The organism is Gaetbulibacter saemankumensis DSM 17032 (assembly GCF_000425645.1).
GTDB lineage: Bacteria > Bacteroidota > Bacteroidia > Flavobacteriales > Flavobacteriaceae > Gaetbulibacter > Gaetbulibacter saemankumensis.
In genome coordinates, this window is the sequence record NZ_KE384430.1 from 1,011,012 (window position 1) to 1,022,408 (window position 11,397).

Here is an 11,397-nt window from a genome sequence, read left to right on the forward strand (position 1 = left end):
CAAACCATAATTTTTAAATTTGTAATTTTACGGTCTATAGCTATGAAAAAAATTATAATTGCCTTTTTATTTCCTTTTGTTGTTTGTGGACAGCATGCGATTGATCTTACTTTAAATTTCATAAAAGATAAAGAATATTCTCAAGCCGAAAAAACGATTCAATCTTATGTGGATTCCCACGCCGATGATTTAGAAGCTGTTGAATTGCTTGGAGATATCTATGGTCATCAGGAAAAATGGGATGATGCTATTAAGGTATATCAACAACTTGTAGAGCATAACCCCAACAGTGCAAATTACCAATATAAGTATGGTGGTGTTATGGCTATGAAGGCAAAATCTATTCTTAAAATAAGGGCTGTTGGACTTATAGGCGATGCGAAGGCGGCTTTTTTAAAAGCTGCGGAGTTAGATCCTAATCATATAGATGTGCGTTGGGCATTAGTAGAGTTATACATGCAATTACCGGGCATTGTTGGAGGCAGTATGAGTAAATCCTTGCATTTTGCGGATGAATTGGAAACAATTTCTCAGGTTGATGGATATCTTGCCAAAGGATATATTTATGACTATGATGATGAACCTGAACTCGCTGAAACATATTATAAAAAGGCAATAAAAGTTGGAGGCTCACTGACCTGTTTTGACAAGCTAACATCATTTTACGAAAAAGAAAACAAGCCACAAAAGGCTATAAATAATTTGGAAGCTACTAAAGAAAAGTACAACCGAAATGCTCTGGATTATCGAATAGGTAAAGTTGCTGCGCGTTACAATATTGAGTTGGAAAAGGGTGAAATTTGCTTAAATCGGTATATAGAACATTATTCACCTACTGATGAGTTTCCTCCATCTTGGGCACATTACCGCTTAGCTCAGATTTACATCCACAAAAAAATCAAATCGAAAGCTTTGGAGTATATAGATTTGGCCCTGTCAGAAAACCCTGAAATGAAATCATTTCAGGAAACCAAAGCAAAGATTCTAAATATGTAATATTTGGAGGCACCCAGTGGGGAGCTCTTGATGTATCATTCTTCAATATCTAATGTAAAAAGTAAGTATTCTGTTTTCGTGCTTCCAATAGCAATGATTATCTTTACGGCACTTAAATTTAACTCATGACAGTACATTTTATAGCTATAGGCGGGGCAGCTATGCATAATTTAGCCTTAGCATTACATCATAAAGGATATCAAGTAACAGGAAGCGATGATGAGATTTTTAATCCGTCTAAAACTCGATTGGAAGCCAAAGGATTATTGCCTGAAGCCTTCGGTTGGTATCCGGAAAAAATAACGAGTGATATCGATGCTATAGTTTTAGGGATGCATGCTAAAGCCGATAATCCTGAGTTATTAAAAGCACAAGAGTTAGGTTTAAAAATATATTCGTACCCGGAATTTCTATATGAACAATCAAAAAATAAAACCCGTGTAGTTATTGGAGGGAGCCATGGTAAAACCACTATTACATCTATGATTCTACATGTTATGAATTATCATGACAGACCTGTAGATTATATGGTTGGTGCACAGCTGGAAGGCTTTGATGTTATGGTGAAGCTCACCGATGAAAATGATTTTATTGTGCTTGAAGGTGATGAGTATTTGAGTTCTCCTATTGATAGACGACCTAAATTTCATCTTTATAAACCTAATATTGCTTTATTAAGTGGCATTGCTTGGGATCATATCAATGTGTTTCCAACCTATGAAAATTATGTGGAGCAATTCAAAATATTTGTAGATAGTATTGTCGAAGGAGGCAGTATTAATTATAATGCCGAAGATGCTGAAGTCGCTCGGGTTGTAGAAACAACTAATAACCCTATTCGAAAGATAGCCTATTACACTCCGGATTATACGGTCGAAGATGGAGAGACCTTACTGGAAACTCCCGACGGACCAATGCCAATAGAGATTTTTGGTAAACACAATTTGAATAATTTGACTGGAGCTAAATGGATTTGTCAGCACATGGGGATTGATGAAGATGATTTTTACGAAGCAATTTCAACCTTTAAAGGCGCAAGCAAACGTTTAGAAAAGATTGCCGAAGGTCATGCCAGTGTTGCTTACAAAGATTTTGCTCATTCACCTAGTAAAGTGGAGGCAACCACTAAGGCCGTAAAAGAGCAATATAAAAACAGAACTTTAGTAGCATGTTTAGAATTACATACTTACAGCAGTTTAAATGCCGATTTTCTTAAGGAATATAAAGGTGCTTTAGACGCGGCGGATGTGGCTGTTGTATTTTATTCTCCGCATGCTGTAGAGATTAAAAAGCTCGAAGCTGTATCGCATGAACAAATCGCTGAAGCTTTTCAGCGCGAAGATTTAGTAATTTACACGAATCCGGATGAATTTAAAGACTTTTTGTTTTCACTGGATATAAATAATAAAGCTTTGTTGTTAATGAGTTCAGGGGATTATGGGGGGCTTGATTTCAATGCCGTTAAAGCGCTGATTAAGTAATTTACTTTAGTTTTTCTTTAAAAAAAATCAATGGTACGCTGCCAAGCTACATTGGCAGCTGCTTCGTCGTATCTGGGGGTGGTATTATTGTGAAATCCATGATTAACATTTGGATATATGTAAGCCTTGTATTCAATGTTATTAGCTTTTAAAGCGGTTTCGTAATTGGGCCATCCTGCATTTACACGTTTATTTAATTCGGCAAACTGTAATAGGAGAGGTGCTTTAATTTTAGATACATCTTCCTGATTTGGTTGGGTCCCATAAAATGGTACTGCCGCATTTAATGATGGAATGTTTACTGCCATCATATTTGAAATCCATCCACCAAAACAAAATCCGACTACCCCAATATGACCGTCACACTGTTCATGGGATTGTAGATAATAATAGGCTGCAATGAAATCTTCAAGCATGTCGTGGCTGTTACGTTGACTTTGGAGAGCTCTTCCGTCATCATCATTGCCTGGGTAACCACCTAAAGGGCTTAGTGCATCTGGGGCTAAGCTTATAAATCCTTCTAGAGCGGTGCGTCTTGCCACATCTTCAATATATGGATTGAGACCTCTGTTTTCATGAACAACAATCACACCGGGTAGCTTACCGGCATGCTTTTTATGTTGACTTAATAAGCCTTTAATTTTACCACCTCCTTTAGGAGAATTGTAATATATGTATTTTGAGTCTAAATTAGGATGGTTAGGTTCTATAATTAGTGCGTCTTTGTAGTTAGGTGAGATAAAGCTGAGTAAAGAAGACACGGTAATACCGCCAATGGCATACAAGGACAGCTTTTCAACAAATTGACGCCGATTAATTTTATTATGGGCATAGTCATCGTATAAATCAAAAACTTCCTGGCTAATATCTTCTTTCTTTAATGGTTTCATGGCTATGGTTTTTAATAAATTTTTTCTAGTAAATATTTAAGGTTTTTATTGTCTGCATTCATGAGTGCTTGTTTAGCTAATTCACGTTCTTCGTCATTTTTGTCCTGAGAAAGTTTAAATTTTCCTTCCCAGTTGTTAATAGTTATTTCAAACATGTTGATATAATTTAAAGCAGCATTCATTTGGTTATTTTCGGGTGTTAAAGCATACTTGTGTTCTGGTGCCTCTAAAATAGTAGTCATTGTAATTAATGAATTCTTAAGAGCCACATTATCCGAAATGGCTTTAACGGTTCCTTTTAAGTGTACTTTTACAAAGTTCCATGTGGGTAGTTGGGAAGTCTTAAAAATTGAGGGGGAAATGTAACTTTGTGGTCCAGAAAATATTACCGTAATAGGATGGTTGTCCTTCATGAGGTAAGCCTGTGGGTTAGCCCCATCGATATGGCCAATAAGGGTATTGTTATTCTTTAAGATAAGAGGTAAATGAGTGATAAGAGGTTCTTTGTTTTCTATAGAAATTATTGTAGCTAAAGGGTAGGCTTTTATTATCTCTATCATTCTGTTTTTATCGTATTCCTGATCATGTACCGGCGGATAACTCAAGGTATTCTGGATTAATGTTGAATTATAAATTTACAATAATTATATTTATCAAATGAAGGAAAAATCGGATTCATTTACTATTAAAAACTGGTCTCAAGACGACCAACCTAGAGAGAAATTGCTTTATAAAGGAAAGGCTGCTTTAAGTGATGCCGAATTAGTTGCAATATTGATAGGTTCTGGTAATCGTGATGAAAGTGCCGTAGAGCTTTGTAAGCGAATTTTAGCAAGTGTAGATAATAATTTGAGCGAGCTAGGTAAGCTAACGGTTCAACAGCTTATGAAATTTAAGGGTATTGGAGAAGCCAAAGCTATAACTATTGTTGCTGCATTAGAATTAGGGCGTAGACGTCGAGGTGAAGAGGCTCTAGAGCGCAAAAAAATAACATCGAGTGTTTCGGTGTTCGAAGTGATGCAACCGCTAATAGGTGAATTACAGCACGAGGAATTCTGGATTATTTACCTTAATAACTCCAATAAAGTTATTCAAAAAGATCAATTAAGTAAAGGTGGTATTACTGGGACTTTGGTAGATGTTCGTTTGGTTTTAAAAACGGCGCTTTCTGTAGTTGCGACAGGTTTAATTTTAGTCCACAATCACCCATCTGGAGCCTTAAAACCAAGTGAGGCCGATAAGCAAATTACTCAAAAATTAAAATTAGCTTCAGAAAGTTTAGATATTAAAGTCCTCGATCATTTAATTATAACAGAAAATGCATACTTTAGTTTTGCCGATGAAGGCATTTTATAGTTATTAATACCATGCTTTTAGTTTATACACATGCTATTTCTCCAAGAATGAAATATGTTTTTAAACATATTTGTACGCGTATTTTGGGGATAGAAGTATCTTTTACCGATAAAATTGAAGTATTCATTGCCCATGATAGCTTAAAAATGTCTTATACCAGACAGCAATTGGGAAAGGAGTTCTTTATTAAAAGTCATGATATTTTATTTGAGCAGGGACTTAGCGATATAGAAATTAACATACACGATTGGGAGGATACCCAATGCTTTTTTTATAATGGCGAAAAGAGTACCATTCCTTTCGATATTTTTGCGGCTTCATTTTATTTATTATCCCGATATGAAGAATATCTACCCCATGTAAAAGACGACTATGGTCGTTTTGTAGCTACTGAAAGTATTGCTTATAAATATAATTTTTTAAGACAACCAGTGGTAGATGTTTGGGCCTATAAATTTAAGACTGCGTTACAAGAATATTTTCCAGATTTCGAGTTTCCTACCAGAACATATAGTATAAAGCCTATAATAGATGTACCCAGTGCTTACCATTTCAAGCTAAAAGGAATTATGCGAACCTTAGGTGGTTCTTTAAAGGATTTAATTCAATTCAAATTTAAGTCTTTATACAATCGTTACATGGTGCTTTTCGGATTAAAACATGATCCGTACGATACTTTTAAATATATTATCAACAAGCAAAAACAAAGTTCTTATAAATTTCTGTTTTTTTTCTTAATTGGAGGGTATTCTACTTACGATAAGGGTATTAATCCGAACAAGAGAAAATATGTGTCGCTCATAAAACATATAGCAGATTACTGTGAAGTTGGGCTGAAGACCTCATTTTTTGCGATAGAAGATCAGGCAGTCCTAAAAAAGGAAAAGCTTAAAATGGAAGATATTCTAAATAACCCTTTAAAAGCTTCAAGAAATTCTTTTTCTAAACTAAACTTACCAGAATCTTACAGAAATCTTATCGAACTTGAAGTTAAAGAAGACTATACTATGGGGTATGTAAATCATATGGGGTTTCGGGCAGGAACTTGTACCCCCTTTTTGTTTTATGATTTAGATTATGAAGTACAAACTCCTTTAAAAATCTGTCCTTATCATGTAATGGATTATACTTTGCTAAAGTCCCATTCGTTATTAGATAAAAAGAAATATTTAAAAGAAATGATTCAAGAAGTGAAAAATGTTAAGGGCGAATTTGTGCCTGTTTTTCATAATTACACCTTTAGTGATTTACATCGTTGGCATGGGTTTAAAGAATTGTTTAATATGATTTTAGATTCGGTAGATGAAGATTAGTGGTATTACAGATGTATTTTTCGATTTAGATCATACCCTTTGGGACTTTGATAGAAATTCGGCTTTAGCGTTTCAAAAGATTTTTAGGTTGAGTAAAATACAGGTAGATATTGACTTGTTTTTAGAACATTACAAGGCTATAAATTTGGAATACTGGAAATTATACAGAAACGAAAAAATCGATAAAGAATCACTTAGGTTAGGAAGATTAAATGATGCTTTTAAGGCTTTAGATTATCATATTGAGCCAACAGTGGTAAAGCAATTGTCTCAAGATTATATTGCTTATTTAACCGATAATAATTATTTGTATGATAACACCATTGAAATTTTAGAGTATTTAAGTGAGCGGTATCAATTACATATTTTGTCGAATGGGTTTCATGAAGTGCAGCATAAGAAATTGGTTAAGTCTAATATTCATCATTATTTTAAAACGGTTACCAATGGGGAGTCTGTAGGTATTAAGAAGCCAAATCCTGAAATATTTCATTATGCGCTTAGGCAGGCAAATACTACTGTTAATAAAAGTGTTATGATTGGCGATGGTTATGAAGCTGATATTTTAGGAGCCAAGAGTATAGGTATGGAAGTCGTTTATTTTGATGAATTTAATCAAGCAACCGATACTGAAATAAGAACGATTCGGCATTTAATAGAATTGAAACAATTTTTATAATTTAGGAATTATCTAACGTGATTTTTTAAATAAAAATGTCTCTTAAAGTGTATATTTACAAAAAAGCTAAATATTATTAAAACATATGAAAACGAAAATATTTTCACTACTACTAACCTTATTTATAACTATTAATGGTTTTTCACAAGTTAATCTGAATAAATATAAATATGTAATTATTCCAAAAAAGTTTGATTTTTTAAAGGAGAAGGATCAATATCAATTGAATTCTTTAACTAAATTTTTATTTGAAAAATATGGCTTTGAAGCCTTAATGGAAGGGGAAAAATATCCAGAAGATTTAATTAGAAACCGATGCCTGGGTTTAAAATCAGATGTCAATAAGGATTCTGGTTTATTTAAAACTAAATTAATCATAGAGCTAAAAGATTGTGGTGATCAGGTAGTGATGGCTACCTCTGTGGGAGAGAGTAGAGAAAAGGAGTATGCCAGAGCTTATAATGAAGCATTACGTGCTGCTTTTAGCGATATTGAAGCTTTAAATTATAGATATGAACCAGATTCTAGTATTACTTCACTAGCTGCTTCTCAATCGGTAGAGGCTAAAGCAGAAGTTAATACGGAAATTGAGAAATTAAAGCAGGAAATAGAAGCTTTAAAACAACAGAAAGTAGTGGTAGCTGTAGCGCCAGTTGAAGCTGAGGTAAATGATAAAGTAGAGCCTAAGGTAGAAGAGGTTGAAGAAGTTAAGTCTATGGCTGCTGAGGTTAAAGAGGTTTTGGCGACCGTGTTATATGCTCAGGAAATAGCCGGCGGTTACCAGTTAGTTGATAGTACTCCTAAAGTAGTCTATAAAGTTAAAAAAACAGGCCAGACAGATGTTTTCTTTGTGGAAGGTGAAAATGCTATTATTTATAAAAAGGGGGATACCTGGATTTATGAATACAATACCAGTGAAGGTTTGCAACAGAAAGAATTAAATATTAAATTCTAACTCACAGTTAATAATCATATTTATTTTTCCAGCGTTGTTTTAAAAAATCACGATGCACTTGTTCCCGTGCATTATTTCCGGGGTCGTAGAGCTTGGTGTTTTTAATTTCATCTGGTAAAAATTCCTGAGGAGCAAAATTTTGTTCGTAGTTATGGGCATATTTATAATTATCTCCATAGCCTAAATCTTTCATAAGTTTGGTCGGGGCATTTCTTATGTCCAGAGGTACCGACAAATCTCCTGTTTCTTTAACAAGTTGTTGTGCTTTACCTATTGCTGTATAAGCAGCGTTACTTTTTGGAGAACAGGCTAGGTAAGTGGCACACTGACTTAAAATAATACGTGATTCAGGATATCCAATAGTGGTTACTGCCTGAAAGGTATTATTGGCAATCACTAATGCCGTAGGATTAGCATTCCCTATATCTTCACTAGCGAGAATTAATAAACGACGGGCAATGAATTTTACGTCTTCGCCGCCTTCAATCATTCGTGCTAACCAGTACACAGCTGCATTAGGGTCGCTACCACGAATAGATTTTATAAAAGCCGAAATAATATCGTAATGTTGTTCTCCTGTTTTATCATAACGGGCTGTATTGTTTTGAATTTTCTGAAGCACCAATTCATCAGTAATTACAATGTTATTAGAGCTTTCAGAATTAATTATTAATTCGAAAAGGTTTAAAAGTTTTCTGGCATCACCACCCGACAGTCGGAGTAGGGCTTTGGTTTCTTTTAATACGATATTTTTCTCTAATAGTTTCGAGTCATTTTCAATAGCCCGTTTTAAAAGTGATTCCAAATCGGTCTTATCGAAGGCTTTTAAAATATAAACCTGACAACGCGACAATAGAGCTGGAATTACTTCGAAACTCGGATTTTCGGTTGTGGCCCCTATTAAAGTTATCCATCCTTTTTCAACAGCCTGAAGCAAAGAATCTTGTTGTGATTTACTAAATCGATGAATTTCATCAATAAATAAAATGGGGTTCTTTACGGTGAATAGGCCGCCACTTTGTTTGGCTTTTTCAATAACATCACGAATGTCTTTTACTCCAGAATTAATAGCACTCAAGGTGTAAAACGGACGATCGGACTCATTTGAGATTATATTGGCCAGAGTGGTTTTACCTGTACCTGGTGGTCCCCAGAATATCATGGACGGAATTAAACCACTTTTCAGTTGTTGTGTTAAAGCACCGTGCTCACCAACAAGGTGTTTTTGACTAATATAATCAGCTAAAGTTGTTGGTCTTAATCGTTCTGCTAAAGGTTCATTCATAATGTAAAATTAAAACTTTTATTAATGTGCTATTCTCCAGATTAAAAAGATTTTAGGTTTCATATAAAAAAATCAGAAATTGAACAGGCTGTCATTTCAGCATAAATGGTTATTATGGTTAGTTTTTTGCTGTGAATGAATTAAATTTAGAAAATGGAAGCACAAAATGATTTTAGATTTTCTCTTGGTGTTGTAGCGTACCCCTTGTATATGGTATTAGGACTCTGGATTATTTATTGGTGTGATGTTCGATTTGGGCTTCATTTAAGTAATTATGGGATTTACCCATTACGATTAAGTGGGTTAAGAGGTGTTGTGTTAAGTCCGTTTATTCATGGTAGTATAAAGCATTTGTATCATAATAGTCTTCCGTTGCTAGTGCTATTAACAGCCTTGTTTTATTTCTACCGATCTATTGCATGGAGGGTCATAGTTTATGGTATTTTAATTTCCGGTCTACTAACCTGGTTAATTGGGCGTCCTTCTTACCATATTGGGGCTAGTGGACTTGTATATGTTTTAGTGAGTTTTATATTTTTTAAGGGTGTTTTTGCAAAACATTTTAGATTGATTGCTTTATCATTAATCGTAGTTTTTCTATACGGAAGTATGATTTGGTATACACTTCCCATTGAAAAGGGTATATCCTGGGAAGGGCATATGTCTGGATTTATTACAGGATTACTTTTTGCTTTTTTGTTTAAAAAAACCATTGCTAAACCCAAAAAATATGAATGGGAAAAAAAGGAATACAATGAAGATAACGATCCGTTCCTGAAGCATTTCGATGCAGATGGTAATTTTATAGAGTTTAAAGAAACAGATAATACTGACGATGAACATCCATCGAAGATTAATTATATCTATAAAGAAAATAAAGAGGATTAAAGGCGCTGTCTAACCGCTTCATACAAAAAGGCTCCACAAGCTACAGAAACATTTAAGGACTCAATATCACCTAATAACGGTAATTTGGCTTTAGCATCGACTACTTTTAAGGTAGAAGGATTAATACCACGATCTTCAGATCCCATAATAATAGCACAGGGTTCTTTAAAGGATACATCATAGAGTGTATGGTTTGTTTTTTCGGTAGCTGCTATCACTTTAATACCAGAAGCCTGCATGTAGAAAACAGCATCTTTAATATGATCTACTTTGCAGATTGGTATTTTAAAAACCGCACCAGCACTTGTTTTAATGGTGTCGCCATTTACAGGTGCACCACCTTTTTTTTGAATTATAATGCCGTCTACTCCCGTACATTCGGCAGTCCTGATAATCGCTCCAAAATTGCGAACATCACTTAACTGATCTAATAATAAGAATAGGGGCGTTTTGCCTGATTCGGTAACATTCATCACCAACGTTTCTAAATCGTAGAATTCGACTGGTGAGATTTGAGCAACTACACCTTGGTGATTATTCTTGGTTAGTCTATTAAGCTTTTCAACTGGTACATACGAAGAGTTTATAGAGTGTTTGCGCAATACCGACTCTAGTTCGGTAAATAAATCCCCTTTCAGGCCTTTTTGTAAAAAAACTTTATCTATTGTTTCGCCTGCGTTTATAGCTTCTATAACAGCACGAATACCAAAAATTTGTGTTTGCTCTTGCATGAGGCAAAGTTAATGAAAAGAAAAACTTCATTTTGTTCAAAATGAAGTTTTTCTATATAATTGATAAGTTATGTTAATATGAGGTTTTTAAGGAATTGTAAATTCTGCTGCAGTACCAGCTCCATAAGCACCATCCGTAGAAAATAATACAGTACCATCAAATGTTAAAGACAGAGGGCCTGCACCGTCTCCGTATTGATCATATACCGTGAATGTATAATCTCCACTGGCTAAACAAAGTGGTCTAGATAATGAACCTTCAAAGCCATCATAAGCTCCGTAGGCTCCAGGAGCACTTTCATAAATGGTATTATCATCAGAATCTGTAATTACCCAGTAAATTTCTTCAGGGTAAGCATCAAAGGTAATGTCTAAATAAAGTTCTGGGTTAGGACAAACTTGTTTTAAGTTTAAACTAATAGGCTCACTAGTTAATAGACCTTCTTCTGAAGCAAAACCTAATGCAAGAATATCTTCTCCCGCTGTACCAACATTTTCACCAATAACTTCAACAGTAAAAGTGCCAATATTTGTATTAGCGGGTACTGTTACAGAATTAGGTACATTATAAGCACTAGGGTCGGCAGTGGTTAAAGATTCGTCTACAGAAATATTAAAGGTTCTATCACTGGACGTCGTGTTAGATGTCGCTACATGAATTTCCTGAGAAGCGGTTCCCGTTGGATCTGCCCCAATTATAAAGCCGGATTCAAACCCGACATAATTAAGTTTAGTAATGACTGCTGAATCTTCGTTCTTTTCACAGCTATTTAAAACAAATAGAGAAAGGAATAAGGCTACTATTATATTTGCTTTTTTCATA

General features: G+C 34.7%; 12 protein-coding genes. 7 read left to right on the top strand and 5 right to left on the bottom strand.

The window, feature by feature from the left end:
- The first annotated feature begins 42 nt into the window (after nucleotides 1–42).
- Both H611_RS0111220 and H611_RS0111225 read left to right on the top strand, forming a co-directional pair.
- Nucleotides 43–996 (top strand): tetratricopeptide repeat protein, encoded by a 954-nt coding sequence (locus H611_RS0111220; RefSeq protein WP_027138467.1) that lies wholly within the window; start codon nucleotides 43–45, stop codon nucleotides 994–996.
- A gap of 125 nt (nucleotides 997–1,121) precedes the next feature.
- Nucleotides 1,122–2,477 (top strand): UDP-N-acetylmuramate--L-alanine ligase, encoded by a 1,356-nt coding sequence (locus tag H611_RS0111225; protein ID WP_027138468.1) that lies wholly within the window; start codon nucleotides 1,122–1,124, stop codon nucleotides 2,475–2,477.
- Between the two features lie 17 nt (nucleotides 2,478–2,494).
- On the opposite strand, the gene H611_RS0111230 is transcribed toward H611_RS0111225, so the two are convergent.
- On the bottom strand, nucleotides 2,495–3,367 hold the full coding sequence (locus H611_RS0111230; RefSeq protein ID WP_027138469.1) for a dienelactone hydrolase family protein: 873 nt from the start codon (nucleotides 3,365–3,367) through the stop codon (nucleotides 2,495–2,497).
- Between the two features lie 11 nt (nucleotides 3,368–3,378).
- Nucleotides 3,379–3,972 (bottom strand): FMN-binding negative transcriptional regulator, encoded by a 594-nt coding sequence (locus H611_RS0111235; RefSeq protein ID WP_027138470.1) that lies wholly within the window; start codon nucleotides 3,970–3,972, stop codon nucleotides 3,379–3,381.
- A 52-nt stretch (nucleotides 3,973–4,024) separates the two neighbouring features.
- On the opposite strand from H611_RS0111235, the gene radC reads away from it, so the two are divergent.
- From radC to H611_RS0111255, 4 genes are all read left to right on the top strand, one after another.
- A complete protein-coding gene (gene radC, locus H611_RS0111240) occupies nucleotides 4,025–4,723 on the top strand; it encodes a RadC family protein (RefSeq protein WP_027138471.1) in 699 nt (232 codons plus the stop codon).
- Nucleotides 4,724–4,734: 11 nt separating this feature from the next.
- Nucleotides 4,735–6,036 (top strand): polysaccharide deacetylase family protein, encoded by a 1,302-nt coding sequence (locus H611_RS0111245; RefSeq protein WP_027138472.1) that lies wholly within the window; start codon nucleotides 4,735–4,737, stop codon nucleotides 6,034–6,036.
- Complete coding sequence (locus H611_RS0111250; RefSeq protein ID WP_027138473.1) at nucleotides 6,026–6,715, top strand: YjjG family noncanonical pyrimidine nucleotidase; 690 nt, start codon at nucleotides 6,026–6,028, stop codon at nucleotides 6,713–6,715. The genes H611_RS0111245 and H611_RS0111250 overlap by 11 nt, the downstream gene beginning before the upstream one ends.
- A gap of 85 nt (nucleotides 6,716–6,800) precedes the next feature.
- Nucleotides 6,801–7,670, top strand: a complete 870-nt coding sequence (locus H611_RS0111255) for a hypothetical protein (protein ID WP_027138474.1) — start codon at nucleotides 6,801–6,803, stop codon at nucleotides 7,668–7,670.
- Nucleotides 7,671–7,677: 7 nt separating this feature from the next.
- Here H611_RS0111255 and H611_RS0111260 read toward each other — a convergent pair whose 3' ends face one another.
- Entirely contained in the window at nucleotides 7,678–8,955 is a 1,278-nt protein-coding gene (locus tag H611_RS0111260) for a replication-associated recombination protein A (protein ID WP_027138475.1), read from the bottom strand.
- Between the two features lie 153 nt (nucleotides 8,956–9,108).
- Here H611_RS0111260 and H611_RS0111265 point away from each other — a divergent pair, with 153 nt between their 5' ends.
- Nucleotides 9,109–9,843: a rhomboid family intramembrane serine protease gene (locus tag H611_RS0111265; protein ID WP_027138476.1), complete on the top strand. Its 735-nt coding sequence runs from the start codon at nucleotides 9,109–9,111 to the stop codon at nucleotides 9,841–9,843.
- Here H611_RS0111265 and rlmB read toward each other — a convergent pair.
- Nucleotides 9,840–10,574 (bottom strand): 23S rRNA (guanosine(2251)-2'-O)-methyltransferase RlmB, encoded by a 735-nt coding sequence (gene rlmB / locus H611_RS0111270; RefSeq protein WP_027138477.1) that lies wholly within the window; start codon nucleotides 10,572–10,574, stop codon nucleotides 9,840–9,842. The genes H611_RS0111265 and rlmB overlap by 4 nt on opposite strands.
- Nucleotides 10,575–10,661: 87 nt before the next feature.
- Nucleotides 10,662–11,396 (bottom strand): hypothetical protein, encoded by a 735-nt coding sequence (locus H611_RS0111275; RefSeq protein ID WP_027138478.1) that lies wholly within the window; start codon nucleotides 11,394–11,396, stop codon nucleotides 10,662–10,664.
- Between the last annotated feature and the right edge of the window lies 1 nt (nucleotide 11,397).